General features: G+C 66.2%; 13 protein-coding genes. 9 read left to right on the plus strand and 4 right to left on the minus strand.

The window, feature by feature from the left end; translation table 11 throughout:
- Positions 1–136, plus strand: a 136-nt coding sequence (locus ATB98_RS24845) for an aldehyde dehydrogenase family protein (protein ID WP_157111034.1), incomplete at its 5' end; no start/stop codon positions are given.
- Positions 137–168: 32 nt separating this feature from the next.
- On the opposite strand, the gene ATB98_RS24850 is transcribed toward ATB98_RS24845, so the two are convergent.
- The 4 genes from ATB98_RS24850 to ATB98_RS24865 all read right to left on the minus strand — a co-directional run bounded on the left by ATB98_RS24850 (position 169) and on the right by ATB98_RS24865 (position 4,976).
- Positions 169–1,056 carry a branched-chain amino acid ABC transporter permease gene (locus ATB98_RS24850; RefSeq protein ID WP_174551918.1) on the minus strand — a complete coding sequence of 296 codons (888 nt, stop codon included), beginning with the start codon at positions 1,054–1,056 and terminating at the stop codon, positions 169–171.
- A gap of 29 nt (positions 1,057–1,085) precedes the next feature.
- Entirely contained in the window at positions 1,086–1,823 is a 738-nt protein-coding gene (locus tag ATB98_RS24855; RefSeq protein WP_066878566.1) for an ABC transporter ATP-binding protein, read from the minus strand.
- A 94-nt stretch (positions 1,824–1,917) separates the two neighbouring features.
- Positions 1,918–3,081 carry an ABC transporter substrate-binding protein gene (locus ATB98_RS24860; RefSeq protein WP_066878568.1) on the minus strand — a complete coding sequence of 388 codons (1,164 nt, stop codon included), beginning with the start codon at positions 3,079–3,081 and terminating at the stop codon, positions 1,918–1,920.
- Positions 3,082–3,104: 23 nt separating this feature from the next.
- Positions 3,105–4,976 (minus strand): branched-chain amino acid ABC transporter ATP-binding protein/permease, encoded by a 1,872-nt coding sequence (locus ATB98_RS24865; protein WP_066878570.1) that lies wholly within the window; start codon positions 4,974–4,976, stop codon positions 3,105–3,107.
- Between the two features lie 180 nt (positions 4,977–5,156).
- Between ATB98_RS24865 and ATB98_RS24870 the strand changes: the two genes are divergently transcribed.
- The 8 genes from ATB98_RS24870 (at position 5,157) to ATB98_RS24905 (ending at position 12,807) form a co-directional block, all read left to right on the plus strand.
- Positions 5,157–6,035: a MurR/RpiR family transcriptional regulator gene (locus ATB98_RS24870; protein ID WP_066878572.1), complete on the plus strand. Its 879-nt coding sequence runs from the start codon at positions 5,157–5,159 to the stop codon at positions 6,033–6,035.
- Positions 6,036–6,081: 46 nt separating this feature from the next.
- Positions 6,082–6,744 (plus strand): isochorismatase family cysteine hydrolase, encoded by a 663-nt coding sequence (locus ATB98_RS24875; RefSeq protein ID WP_084435794.1) that lies wholly within the window; start codon positions 6,082–6,084, stop codon positions 6,742–6,744.
- Between the two features lie 27 nt (positions 6,745–6,771).
- Positions 6,772–8,133, plus strand: a complete 1,362-nt coding sequence (locus ATB98_RS24880) for a glutamine synthetase family protein (protein ID WP_084435796.1) — start codon at positions 6,772–6,774, stop codon at positions 8,131–8,133.
- Entirely contained in the window at positions 8,130–8,948 is an 819-nt protein-coding gene (locus ATB98_RS24885; protein ID WP_066878573.1) for an N-formylglutamate amidohydrolase, read from the plus strand. The genes ATB98_RS24880 and ATB98_RS24885 overlap by 4 nt, the downstream gene beginning before the upstream one ends.
- Positions 8,949–9,106: 158 nt before the next feature.
- A complete protein-coding gene (locus tag ATB98_RS24890; RefSeq protein ID WP_066878575.1) occupies positions 9,107–9,799 on the plus strand; it encodes a BON domain-containing protein in 693 nt (230 codons plus the stop codon).
- A 178-nt stretch (positions 9,800–9,977) separates the two neighbouring features.
- A complete protein-coding gene (locus ATB98_RS24895) occupies positions 9,978–10,961 on the plus strand; it encodes an SDR family oxidoreductase (RefSeq protein ID WP_066878577.1) in 984 nt (327 codons plus the stop codon).
- Between the two features lie 65 nt (positions 10,962–11,026).
- Entirely contained in the window at positions 11,027–12,196 is a 1,170-nt protein-coding gene (locus ATB98_RS24900) for a zinc-dependent alcohol dehydrogenase (protein WP_066878579.1), read from the plus strand.
- A 116-nt stretch (positions 12,197–12,312) separates the two neighbouring features.
- Positions 12,313–12,807: a YciE/YciF ferroxidase family protein gene (locus ATB98_RS24905; protein ID WP_066878581.1), complete on the plus strand. Its 495-nt coding sequence runs from the start codon at positions 12,313–12,315 to the stop codon at positions 12,805–12,807.
- Positions 12,808–12,965: the final 158 nt, after the last annotated feature.

Genomic DNA, 12,965 nt, shown 5'->3' on the forward strand with positions numbered 1-12,965 from the left:
CAACCTGCCGACGGCCGGCGTCGATTTCCACGTGCCGTTCGGCGGCCGCAAGGGCTCGTCCTACGGCCCGCGCGAGCAGGGCAGATACGCCGCCGAATTCTACACGACCGTCAAGACCGCGTACACGCTGGCTTGACGAGCAGGGGGTGCAGGCGAACCCGCTCGTCCTCAGAGCTTGACGATCGTCTTGCGGGCAAGCAGTCCCTGCGGTGCGAAGAGCAGCACGCTAATGACGAGCAGGATCGTGAAGGCATCGCGGTAGCTGATGAGGTCCTCCGGCAGATAGGCTTGCAGGAAGACTTCGATGAAGCCGAGGAGGAAGCCGCCGGCGACGGCACCGGAGAGGCTGCCGAGGCCGCCGATGATCGCGGCGATGAAGGCTTTCAGCACCGGGAGAAAGCCCATCAGCGGATCGACGCTGCCGCGCTGCGCCACCCAGAGGATGCCGGCGACGCCGGCGAGCAGCCCCGATATCGCGAAGGCGGTTGCAACCACGGCGTTGGCGCGAATGCCCATCAGCCGGACGATGGCGAAATCCTCCGCGGCCGCGCGCATCGCCCGTCCGAGGACGGTCGTGCGCAGGAACAGGTTCAGCCCGACGAGCATGACGATCGTCACGAGAATGGAGGTCGCCTGAATGACGCCGAGGTGCAGGCCGACGATCTCGATCGTCCCCGAAAAGCTCTCGGGCATCGGCACCGGTTTCGGCCGGGCGGAGATGAAGTTCTGGAAGGCGACGAGGAGGATGGCGCTGACGGCGAAGCTCGTCAAAAGCAGGGTGGTGCCGCTCGCGCCCCGCACCGGGCGGAAGGCGATCCGCTCCATCAGCATGGCGAGCACGATCGCGATGGCCAGGGCGCCAGCGATTGCGACCGGCAGGGAAAGGCCCGCAAGGACGGCGAAGCAAAGCCCGTAGCCGGCGGCGGTCATCAGCTCGCCATGGGCGAAGTTGATCAGCCCCATGATCGAGAAGACGACGGCAAGGCCGAGGGCGAGGAGCGCATAGGTGCCGCCGAGGCTCAGCGCATTGACGAGTTGCTGCAGGAACATATCCATCGATCTGACTTCCTCGTTCGTCCTGTGCTTCAGGCGCCGAGATAGGCGCCCCGGATTTCCGATGAGTTGCGGAGCTCGGCCGCCGTGCCCGCAAGCACGACGCGGCCGTTTGCCATGACATAGCCGGCATCGGCGATGTCGAGCGAAAGCGAGACGTTCTGCTCGACCAGGAGAATGGTGAGGCCGCGCTGGCGCAAGCCGGCGATCAGGTCGAAGATCAGGTCCACCACCTGCGGCGCCAGTCCGAGCGAGGGCTCGTCGAGCAGAAGCAGGTCTGGGGACGACATCATCGCGCGGGCGATCGCCAGCATCTGCTGTTCGCCGCCGGAAAGCGACCCGGCTTTCTGGCCGAGCCGTTCCTTGAGGATGGGGAAGCGCTCCAGCATGTCTTCCCGCACCTCGGCGATATTGCCGCGCGCCTTGTGCATGGCGCCGCCGAGCATGAGATGCTCGTCCACCGTCAGGCTCGGGAAGATGCGCCGCCCTTCCGGCGTCAAGGTCATCCCGCACCGGACGATCTGTTCCGGCGCGAGACCGGAAATATCGTGCCCGTCGAAGACGACGCGGCCCGCCTTCTTGGCGGCGAGGCCGACGAGCGCATTGAGGGTCGAGCTCTTGCCCGCTCCGTTGGCGCCGAGCAGCGTCACGATCTGGCCCTTGCCGACCGTGAGATCGACGCCTTTCAGCGCCTCGACGGCGCCATAGGCGACCCGGAGGCCGCTGACCTCAAGCAGGTGTCCCGAAGAGGGGATTGCATTCGTCATCATTGGGCAGTCCTGCCATCGCGGATCCCCTCTAGGGACCGATAAAGCCTCGCCTCGTCGCCGGTCGGCCGAGCCGGCCGGCGACACGAGCCCCCGATCAGGGAGCCGGAATTTCGCTCGGGTCGGGAGCGCCCTGGCTGATCAACGCCCGTGCGCCGCTTTCGATCTTCACCAGCGACACCGAGCGCAGCGGCATGCCCTGCGTGCCGGCATAACTGATCGGGCCTGTCACGCCCTCGACGTTCTCGAGCGACGCGATGGCGTTGCGGATGGCGACGGGGTCGGTGCTGTCGGCCGCCGTCACCGCCGCGTCGATGACCTTGCCGAGATCATAGCCGTTGGCGATGTAGACCGTATCCGGTGCCTGCCCGAACTTCTCCTTGTACTTGACGTTGAAGTCGGCGAGCGGGCTGCCTTCCGCCGCAAACCCCGCCGTCGTGAAGACCACGCCGTCGACCAGGGCGCCGAGCCCGAAGGTCGTCGGCGAATCGATGCCGTCACTGCCGAGGATCGGGATCGTCACGCCGGCGCCGCGCAATTGCCGGATGAAGGCCGGGAAATCGGGCTCGTAGGCCGAGGTCATGATGACGTCCGGCGCGGGGGTCATCGCCTTGATCTTGGTGACCTCGGCGCCGAAGTCCTGCTGGCCCATGCTGAAGGTGCCTTCGCCGACGAGCTCGCCACCCTTGGCCGTGAAGGCGGCTGCGAAATACTCCGGAAGCTTCAGCGTATAGGCACTGTCCGGCGACTTCAGGATATAGGCTCGCTTGTAGCCCTTCTCGGATGCGTAAGCCGCGAGCACCGCCGCCTGGACGTTGTCGGCCGGGTAGTTGCCGAACATGAAGTCGCCAACGGCGAGCGGCATGGTCGGCGTGGTGGCGCAGAAGGAGAAGGCCGGTATCTGCGCGGCTTGCGTCACCTGGCCGGCGGCGATCGAGGGGTCGGCGTCACAGGGCGTGATCATGATCTTGACGCCTTCGTCGACCAGTTCCTGTGCGACGAGCGCGGTCTGCGCCGCGTCCGAGCGCGTGTCCTTGGCGACGAGCTTGATCGGGAACTTGCCGGCCGCGCCGCCGCCGGCGTTGATCTCCTCGACGGCCATCTCCAGGCCCTTGAGCGAGGGCTGGTCGTAGGGCGCAAGCGCGCCGGTCTGGGCGGTCGCGAGCCCGATCACGAGCTCTTCCGCAAGCGCCGGCAGCGGTGACAATGCGAGGCCGCCAAGCGCGGTCGTGAAACACAGGGCCTTGAGGTGCGATTTCATCCGTTGAGTTCCCTCTTTCGTCATTAGGCTGGATGGTGAAGACCGGCAGCGCCGGGCATGAGGCCGCCGGCCTCGAGCGGGTCGGGCTGCGTCTGCCGGGATGAGCGGCGGCGGCCGATATAGGCCTCGACGACCGCGGGGTTGGCCTGAATCTCGGCGGGCGTGCCGATGGCGATCTGCTGGCCCTTGTTGAGGACGACGACCACATCGCAAAGCCGCATGATGAGCTTCAGGTCGTGCTCGACGAGGAGCAGGCCGAGGCGATGTTTCGAGCGGATCCGGTCGAGCACGTACATGAGCTCCTGCGTCTCGGCCGAGTTCATGCCGGCGGCCGGCTCGTCGAGCAGGAGGTAGCGCGGCTTCAGCGCCAGCGCCCGGGCGATCTCCAGGCGCCGCTGCGCCCCGTAGGACAGCGTACCGGCGAGCCGGTCGGAGAAGCGGTCGAGGCCGATTTCGGCGAGCGCCTGGCGGGCACGTTCGCGCGGATCGACTCTATCCTTGAAAGCGCTTGCCGCCACGGTGACGTTCTCGAGCACCGTCAGGTTCCTGAAGAGGCGGATGTTCTGGAAGGTGCGGGCGAGGCCCGCGGCGGGAACCGCATGGACGGGCAGCGATGCCACGTCGATGCCGTCGATCATCACCCGGCCGGTCGAGGGCGGGACGATGCCGGAAACGCTGTTGATCAGCGTCGACTTGCCGGCGCCGTTCGGCCCGATGAGGCCGGTGACCAGGCCGGGCCTGACCTCGAAATCGGCCTTTTCCAGCGCCACGAGGCCGGCGAATGTCTTGCCGAGATTGTCGACGCGGAGCGTGCCGGCTGTCGCTGCGGCGGGCGCGGGCGTCTCCGCCGGCGCGGATTTCGCTTCCGCTGCGAAGCGGCTCAGCCAGGAGAGACGCTCGTCGAGTTCGCGCACGCCGAAGAGGCCGTCGCGAAGCCGGTACATGACGACGAGAATCGCGATGCCGATGCCGATGTCGGTGAGGCCGAAGACGGTCGGAAGCGCAATGGCGCCGAGATCGACCCCGCCCTCGAGCTTGCGGAGCAGTTCGATGATGACCATGATCACCGCGGTACCGCCGACGGCGCCCGAGACCGTGGTGATGCCGCCAAGGATCAGCATCGCGAGCAGCACGAAGGTCAGGTTGAAATAGAAGTCCTTTGGCGAGAAGGCGCCGAGGAAATGCGCGAGCAGGGCGCCGGCCGCCCCGGCGAGCACGGCGCCGACGACCCAGGCGACGAAACGGTGAAGCCTGACGTTGACGCCGACCGCCGTCGAGGCGATCTCGTCCTCGCGTGAGGCCCTGAGCTTCAGCCCCGCGCTCGAGTCGCGGTAGGCCCGCGCAATGGCGACGGCGGCGATCGCGAAGGGCAGCGCCACCCAGAGATCGACGGCGCGCGGGATGCCGAAGAATGTCTGGCTGCCGCGGGTGAAGTCGCCCGAAGCCACGAGCACGACATGCACGATCACCAGGAAGCCGAGCGTGGCGATCGAGGCCGAGGAGCCACCGAGCCGGGCGACGGGAATGCCGATCAGGACGGCGACGGCGGCGACGATCAGGAGCGCGATCGCAAGCGCCGGCAGGAACGGCATGCCGATGCCGGCGAGCCAGTCCGGCAGGTGCGGCAGTGCCGTCTTCTGGACGATGGGGTTGATGGTCAGAAGGCCCGACGCATAGGCGCCGATCGCCATGAAGCCGACATGGCCGAAGGAAACGATCCCCGAATTGCCGGCATAGATGCCGATGCCGAGCACGGCGATGACGTTGATCATGAAGAGCGTCACCAGCCGTTCGCCGCTGCCCGGAAAGAACAGCGACGCGACGAGGGCCGCCAGCAGCAGCGGTAGCGACGTTACAAGAATGCCGACGACGGTTTCTCGCCTGACGCGCACCATCCGTACTCTCCCCGAATTGTTTCGGCCCCGTGGTCTTGTTGTCTCGGGCCGGTTCCCGAGATGAACGTTATCGCATCTGGGATGAATGTCAATCTTGTTTCAAACAACAATATGCTATTGCAATTGTGAAACAAACGTTAGATTGTGAGTGCAGCCAGTTTTCTTGGGGAGGCAGCAATCGTGGCAATTCGGGACCGGCTGACGGATGGAGCGATCGCCTTCACGCGATCGGAGTTGAAGATCGTGCGCCAGCTCCTGTCGAACTATCCGGCGGCCGGCTTGAACACCGTCGCGCATCTCGCCGCCTCCGCCGGCGTCAGCAACCCGACCGTCGTGCGCTTCGCCAGCAAGCTCGGCTTCGAGGGCTATCCCGAGTTCCAGAAGGCGCTGCTCGACGAGGTGCAGGAGCGAATGAGCTCGCCGCTGTCGATGCTGGATGAGCGGCGGCCGTCACCGGAGCAGGAGAATTTCTACCAGCATTTCCTGCGCGCCAGCATTCACGCGCTCGAATCCTCGATGCAGATGCTGCCGTCGCGGGACTTCGAGGCGGCCGTCGAGGCGGCGGCCGACATGAACGCCCGGATCCATTGCCTCGGCGGCCGGTTCAGCGGCTTTCTCGCCGGGCTGCTCTGGTCGCACATGAAGCAGCTGCGCGGCGACACGCGCTGGATCAACGGCAGTCGCGCCGACCAGGTCGACCATCTCGTCGATCTCGGCAAGCGCGATGTGCTGTTCGTCTATGATTACCGCCGTTACCAGAACGACACGATCCGCTTTGCCCGGCAGGCCTCGGCGCAAGGCGCGCGGATCGTGCTCTTCACCGATCGCTGGCTTTCGCCGATCGCCGATTTTGCGGATGTTACCCTGACGGTCCCGGTCGATACCGTTTCGCCCTACGACACAATGGTGCCGGCCGTCGCCCAGACCGAAGCGCTGGTCGCGGCTTTGACGGGCCGGCTCGCCGGCGATTCGCGCGCCCGCATCCGGCGAATCGAGGAACTGAGGCGCAGCTATGCGATCACTGAGGACGCCTTCAATCCGTCCGCCGCGGACGAGTGATGCTCGCTGCCGCAGGGCCAGACACGGGAACCCGAGGAGACTTCGAATGAGTGCCGTTACAGTGAGGGTCGGGGACGACAGGCTGAGGCGCGACAGCGACTATGAGCGCGGCCGCACGTCGCTGCTCTTCGTGGACATGCAGCGCATCTGGTGCGAGCCCGGTCTCGATCCGACCCATCCGCAGGTCGCCGACAGCTATTATCACCGGCGTCTGCGCCAGACGGTGATCCCGAACCAGGTGCGGATCCTCGATGCGGCGCGGCAGGCCGATTGCAACGTCCTGCATACGGTCATCGAAAGCCTGACGCTCGACGGCCGCGATCGCTCGCTCGATCACAAGCTCTCCTCCATGCATGTGCCGAAGGGTGCGCCGGACGGGCAGGTCATTCCCGAGCTCGCGCCGATCGACAACGAGATCGTGCTGCCGAAGACCTCGTCCGGCGTCTTCAACTCGACCAATATCGACTATGTGCTGCGCAACCTGAACACCCGCTACCTGATCGTCGCGGGGGTCATCACCGACCAGTGCGTCGACATGGCCGTACGCGATGCGGCCGACCGCGGCTATCTCGTCACCGTCGTTGCCGACGCCTGCGCGACCTACAGCCAGGAACGCCACGACGCGGCGCTTGCTGCCTATGCCGGCTATTGCTGGACCACCGACACGCATACCGTCGTAAGCCGGTTGCACGCCCTGCGCCAGGCCTGAGGCGCCAATCACAACGAGAGGGAACCCATGACCGGGACGACAAAGCAGAGGGCGCTGTCCGACCTTACGGAACTCGCGACCTTCGTCACGACAGACATTGCCGGCATCACGCGCGGACGCAGCTTCGCCGCCAGGCACATCGACGAATACTTGAGGAAGGGCGTCGGCTGGGTGCCCGCCAATCTGGCGCTGACGCCTTTCGACGCAATCGCCGAAGCCAATCCCTGGGGCTCGGCGGGCGACTTGCGGCTCATCGCCGATGCGCGGAGCGAGGCGCGCGTGACCTGTCTGCCCGACGTCACGCCGCTCACTTTTTATCACGCGGACATCACCGATCTCGGCGGAAACCCGTGGGAGTGCTGCGTCCGCGGTTTTCTGAAGCGCACGCTCGATGCGTTCGAACGCGAGGCGGGCCTGAAGGTCGTCGCCGCCGTCGAGCAGGAGTTCCAGCTCATCGGCGTCGACTGGCCCGAAGCGCCTTCCTTCAGCCTGCGTGCCCAGCGCCGTGCCGATCCGTTCGGGCCGCTCCTGATGAAGGCACTGGAGGAGGCCGGCGCCGAGCCCGAAATGTTCCTGCCGGAATATGGCAGGGACCAGTTCGAGATCACCTGCAGGGCGACCGATGCGCTGGCCGCCGCCGACCGCGGCGCGACGATCCGGGTCGTCACCAAGGAGGTTGCGGCGCTCTTCGGCTGGCAGGCGAGCTTCGCTCCGAAGACCAGCCCGGACGGTGTCGGCAACGGCGTGCACCTGCATGTGAGCTTCACCGATCGCGAGGGCAATCCGGTGACCTTCGATGCGTCCCGCCCGGGCCGGCTCTCCGAGGTCGCCGGCGCCTTTGCCGCCGGCGTGATCCGGCATCTGCCGGCGCTCGTCGCCTTCACCGCGCCCTCGGTCCTCTCCTATCTGCGCCTCGTGCCGCATCACTGGAGCGCGGCCTATACCTGCCTCGGCGAGAAGAACCGCGAGGCAACCCTCCGCATCTGCCCGACGCTCGATCTGCCCGGAAGCAACCCCGCCCGCCAGTTCAACATGGAGTACCGGGCGGCGGACGCCTGCGCCAGCCCGCATCTGGCGCTCGCGGTCCTGCTCCGGGCCGGCCTCGAGGGCATCAAGGCCGGGCTCGAGCCGCCGCCGCTCGTCAATTCCGACCCGTCCGGACTGCCGGCGGAAGAGCAGGAGAGGCTGGGCATCCGCCGCCTGCCGTCGAGCCTCGGGGAAGCGCTCGACACGCTTGCCGGAGACGGGGTCGTCACCGGCTGGTTCGCCAGGGATTTCCTCGACTGCTACCTCGCGATGAAGCGCAAGGAGATCGAGATCGTCGCCGGGCTTTCCCCGGACGAGCTCTGCGCCCGCTACGCGGCCGTCTACCGAGGACCCGTTCGATGACTTCGCCAATGGCCCTCGAGGGCGCCGACCAGCCCCGCCACGACCCGCGCCAGCCGCTGCTGGCGATCGACGAGCCGCCGCCCTATGCCGTCTTCAATCCGGACGGCGCGGCACCGATCCTCCTCTTATGCGAGCACGCCTCCAACCGCATCCCGCGGGCGCTCGGCGACCTGGGACTGCCACGGCATGAGCGCCAGCGGCACATCGCCTGGGACATCGGGGCGCTGGCCCTTGCACGGCGCTTGAGCCTCAGCCTCGACGCGCCGCTGTTCTTCACCAATTATTCGCGGCTCGTCGTCGACTGCAACCGGCCGCTCACGGCACCGTCCTTCATTCCGGAGGTCAGCGAGACGACGGAAATCCCGGCGAACCGGGACTTGAGCGAAGCCGAACGCGCGCAGAGGGTCGACACCCTGTTCAAGCCTTTCGCCGAAGCGGTTGCGCGCCGGCTGGACCTCATCGAGGGGGAGGGACAACGGCCCTTCGTCGTCGGGGTCCATAGTTTCACGCCGGTCTATTTCGGCAGGCAGCGCCCCTGGCATGCCGGCATTCTCTATGGCCAGGCGGTCGAATTCGCGCAGGCTCTGATCCGCGGGCTGAGCGAGGACAGGGAACTGACGATCGGCGACAACGAGCCCTACAGCATCCATCCGGAGGAAGACTACACGGTTCCGGTGCACGCCGACGCGCGAAAGCTGCCGGGCGTACTTCTCGAGGTCCGGCACGACCTGATCGACACGGCCGAAGGGGTCGCCGCCTGGGGCGAGCGCCTGGCGCGCCATCTCGAATCCAGCATCGTCGGCGCCGCCCGGTGAGGTCGAGGCGGCGCCCGCGCGGACGAGCGCCTCGACCGGCCCTCACCCCGGCAAGCGCACCAGCCATTCCGGCTTGCGAATCCTTTCTCTGCGCGCTTCGGAACCGAGCGCCCTCTCGGCGGTTTGGCGAACGCTAACCCCGAGGAAAGGAGCAACCGATGGGCAGGAGGAAGGAATGGAGGCGGGACGACGCCGATTGGCGTTCCCGCGGGTCCGGCAGCGATTGGTACGGCGACGAGGAAAGGCGGGCGCGGCGGCGCTTCGCAGGAAATGTCGAGCCGCGGGGCGCCGACTACGAGAACTCGGAATATTTTCCGGATGCCGAGCCGGGACGCGCCGGTCCCTATCGCCGCATGGGCGAGGACTACGGCTACTGGAATCGCGGGCGGATGTTCGGCGATTACGGACCGGAATATCCCTATGAACGATCGCCCTATGCCCCCTATGGACGGGAACGCGGACCGGAACATCGGCAGGAGCGCGGCTTCTTCGAGCGCGCCGGCGACGAAGTCGCCTCATGGTTCGGCGACGAGGAGGCAGAGCGCAGGCGCCGCATGGACCAGCATCGCGGCAAGGGACCGAAGGGCTATACCCGTTCCGACAGCCGGATCCAGGAGGACGTGAGCGACCGACTGAGTGACGACGGAGCGCTCGACGCATCCGACATCGAGGTTTCCGCCGCCAACGGCGAGGTTCTGCTCAGCGGTTTCGTCGACTCCAGATGGGCCAAACGCCGCGCCGAGGACTGCGCCGAAGATGTCTCCGGCGTCACGCATGTTCAAAACAACATCCGCGTCCGGACATCGGGAACGACCGGAAGTTCTCCGGGCTGGACCGGCGGCACGACCTGATCGGCTCGGACGGGGCTCCTTCATCGGGGCCCGCCGCTCTCGCTTTTCGCCAGGCCCTGGCGGACGGACGCGAGTCAAGCGCGCCCGGCGGAGAGGACAGCCTCGGCCGCGCGCAACCTGCGGAACATATCGACCGGCGCGCGGTTTCACCGGCACCCCTCGGAGACGGAGATGCGTGATGAGGAAAGCGCTGAAAGATGCGGTCGTCGTGATCACCGGTGCTTCGTCCGGCGTCGGACAGGCGACGGCGGAAGAATTCGCACGGCGCGGATCGAAGCTCGTGCTTGTCGCCCGCGACGCGGGTGCGCTGCAAGCCGTGGCGAAATCCTGTCGTGAACTCGGGGCGGAGGTTCTGGTCGCGCCGACCGACGTCACGGACAGCGATGCCGTCAGGCGCGTGGCGGATAAGGCTTTGAGCTTCGGCGGCATAGACGTGTGGTTCAGCAATGTGGGCGTCGGCGCGGTCGGGCGTTTCGAGGAAACGCCGATCGAGGCCCATGAGCGGGTGATCCGCACGAACCTGATCGGCCACTTCAACGATGCCCATGCCGCCATCCCGGTCTTTCTGAAACAGGGTCACGGCATCTTCATCAACATGATCTCGCTTGGCGGCTTCGCGCCGACGCCCTATGCGGCAGCCTACAGCGCCAGCAAGTTCGGCCTTAGAGGTTTTTCCGAAGCGCTGCGTGCCGAACTCGCCAACAAGCCCGACATTCACATCTGCGACGTCTATCCCACCTTCATGGACACGCCGGGCATCGCGCATAGCGCGAACTATACCGGCCACAGGCTCAACGCGCCCCCGCCGGTCTACGACGCGCGTCGCGCGGCGCGCACGATCGTCCGCCTCGTCGAGCATCCGCGTCCCTCCGTCACGATAGGCGCCGTCGCGGACCTGGCGCGTCTCGCCCATTTCCTTGCTCCCAATCTCACCTCGCGCCTGCTCGCCCGCGGCACTCTCCGCTATCTCGAGCGAGCGCCACGGGCGGCGGCGACCAGTGGCAATCTGTTCAGGGCGCCGGCAATCGCCGGCGGTGTCGAGGGCGGCCTGCGCTCCAGGCGGAGAGCGCCGATCGCGGCCATTGCCGCTGCCGCGGTCGTCGGCCTGGCATTGGCGGTTGCCGTTGGCAGCATGGCCCGGACATCGTATCGCCGGAGCTGATTTGCAAGGACGCGGGCCGGCTTTGCAAGGTGCCCGCGGCGGCAGGAGAGCACAGGAGACCCGAGATGAAAGCCTTGACCTGGAACGGCAAGGGCGACATCCGCTGCGAGACTGTCCCCGACCCCGAGATCGAGGACGAACGCGATGCCATCATCAAGGTCACGAACTGCGCGATCTGCGGTTCGGACCTGCACATCTACAACGGCCTGATCCCGTCGATGCAGCATGGCGACGTGATCGGTCACGAGGCCATGGGCGAGGTGGTTGAGGTCGGCAGGGCGACGACCGGGCTTAAGGTCGGGGACCGCGTCGTGGTGCCTTTCACCATCGCCTGCGGCGAGTGCTTCTTCTGTCAGCGGGGCTTTCATTCCGCCTGCGAGCGAACCAATCCGGATCGCGCCAAGGCGATGAAGCTCTGGGGCAATTCGCCTGCCGGCCTGTTCGGCTATTCGCATCTTCTCGGCGGCTACCGGGGCGGCCAGGCGGAGTATCTGCGCGTGCCCCATGCGGATGTCGGTCCAATCAAGGTGCCGGAAGAACTCGCCGACGACCAGGTGCTGTTCCTTTCGGATATTTTTCCAACCGGATACATGGCGGCCGAATTCTGCGGCATCGAGCCCGGCGACACGATCGCGATCTGGGGCTGCGGTCCCGTCGGTCAGATGGCGATCCGCTCTGCTTTCCTGCTCGGGGCGGAACGGATAATCGCCATCGATACCGTGCCTGAACGGTTGCGGCTTGCGGAATCGGCCGGCGCGACCACGCTCGACTTCAGGAAGGAGGATATCTATGAGCGCATCATGGAGATGACCCATGGCCGCGGGGCGGACGCCTGCATCGATGCGGTCGGGACCGAGGCCGATGGCTGGGCCAGCCTCGATTCCTTCGTCGACCGCGTGAAGGTCGCCACCTATCTCGCCACCGACCGCCCGCACGTCCTTCGCCAGGCCATCCATTGCTGCAGGAACTTCGGCACCGTTGCCATCGTCGGCGTGTATGGCGGCTATCTTGACAAGATACCCTTCGGTTCGGCGATCAATCGCGGGCTGACCTTCCGCATGGCGCAAACGCCGGTGCAGCGCTATCTGCCCTCGCTTCTCCGGCGCATAGCCGATGGCGAGATCGATCCGTCCTTCGTCATCACCCATAGGGGCAGCCTCGAGGACGGACCGGAGCTCTACAAGACGTTCAGCGAAAGGACGGACGGCTGCATCAAGGTCGTGCTGAAACCCTGATCCAAGCGCCGTGGCCGACGCACGCTCCTTGCCGCTCTGCACACATCTCCGCCGTTTCGACGGAACCGATTTTTAATGACAGCGTTACATGGACTTCACGATCAGGAGGAAGAAACATGCCAGAGAAGAACCTCGAAATGCTTTTCTACGAGAACCTCAAGGACATCTTCTATGCCGAACGCCAGATTCTGAAGGCATTGCCGAAGATGGCGAGGGCGGCGCAGGGCGCCGAATGCAAGGCTGCTTTCGAGAAGCACAAGGAACAGACCGAGACGCATGTGGAGCGGCTGCAGCAGGTCTTCGAACTCATCGGAAAACGCGCCCAGGGAAAAACCTGTGAAGCGATTCAGGGCATCATCGCCGAGGGCGAGGAGATCGCCGAAGACTTCAAGGGCTCGCCTGCCCTGGACGCCGGGCTGATCTCCGCGGCGCAAGCGGTCGAACATTACGAGATTGCGCGCTATGGCACCTTGAAGACCTGGGCTACCCAGCTCGGCCTCAAGGACGTGGTGCCTCTGCTCGACGCCACGCTGCAGGAAGAGGGAGCGACGGACAAGGCTTTGTCGAAGCTCGCGATCTCCGCCGCCAATCCCAAGGCAAAGGCGGCCTGAGCACGGCAGGATCGCAGGAGACAGAAGTAAGGGGGCGGCCGCGGCTCATGCGGCCGCCCCTTTTCGTCGGGCCCTGATAGAGCGGATCCAACGGCGTCCCGACGATGCTCCGCAGTCCGGCGGAGCGCCCGGCGGATATGCAGGGAACACTTCGCGGG

The organism is Sinorhizobium saheli, from assembly GCF_001651875.1.
In the GTDB taxonomy this organism is placed as follows: domain Bacteria; phylum Pseudomonadota; class Alphaproteobacteria; order Rhizobiales; family Rhizobiaceae; genus Sinorhizobium; species Sinorhizobium saheli.

Bases quoted from the DNA above. Each gene is read 5' to 3' on its own strand.
- ATB98_RS24850 (WP_174551918.1), bottom strand. From the start codon at position 1,056: ATGGATATGTTCCTGCAGCAACTCGTCAATGCGCTGAGCCTCGGCGGC.
- ATB98_RS24865 (WP_066878570.1), bottom strand. From the start codon at position 4,976: ATGGTGCGCGTCAGGCGAGAAACCGTCGTCGGCATTCTTGTAACGTCG.
- ATB98_RS24885 (WP_066878573.1), top strand. From the start codon at position 8,130: ATGACTTCGCCAATGGCCCTCGAGGGCGCCGACCAGCCCCGCCACGAC.
- ATB98_RS24890 (WP_066878575.1), top strand. From the start codon at position 9,107: ATGGGCAGGAGGAAGGAATGGAGGCGGGACGACGCCGATTGGCGTTCC.
- ATB98_RS24875 (WP_084435794.1), top strand. From the start codon at position 6,082: ATGAGTGCCGTTACAGTGAGGGTCGGGGACGACAGGCTGAGGCGCGAC.
- ATB98_RS24895 (WP_066878577.1), top strand. From the start codon at position 9,978: ATGAGGAAAGCGCTGAAAGATGCGGTCGTCGTGATCACCGGTGCTTCG.
- ATB98_RS24900 (WP_066878579.1), top strand. From the start codon at position 11,027: ATGAAAGCCTTGACCTGGAACGGCAAGGGCGACATCCGCTGCGAGACT.
- ATB98_RS24855 (WP_066878566.1), bottom strand. From the start codon at position 1,823: ATGATGACGAATGCAATCCCCTCTTCGGGACACCTGCTTGAGGTCAGC.
- ATB98_RS24880 (WP_084435796.1), top strand. From the start codon at position 6,772: ATGACCGGGACGACAAAGCAGAGGGCGCTGTCCGACCTTACGGAACTC.
- ATB98_RS24860 (WP_066878568.1), bottom strand. From the start codon at position 3,081: ATGAAATCGCACCTCAAGGCCCTGTGTTTCACGACCGCGCTTGGCGGC.
- ATB98_RS24905 (WP_066878581.1), top strand. From the start codon at position 12,313: ATGCCAGAGAAGAACCTCGAAATGCTTTTCTACGAGAACCTCAAGGAC.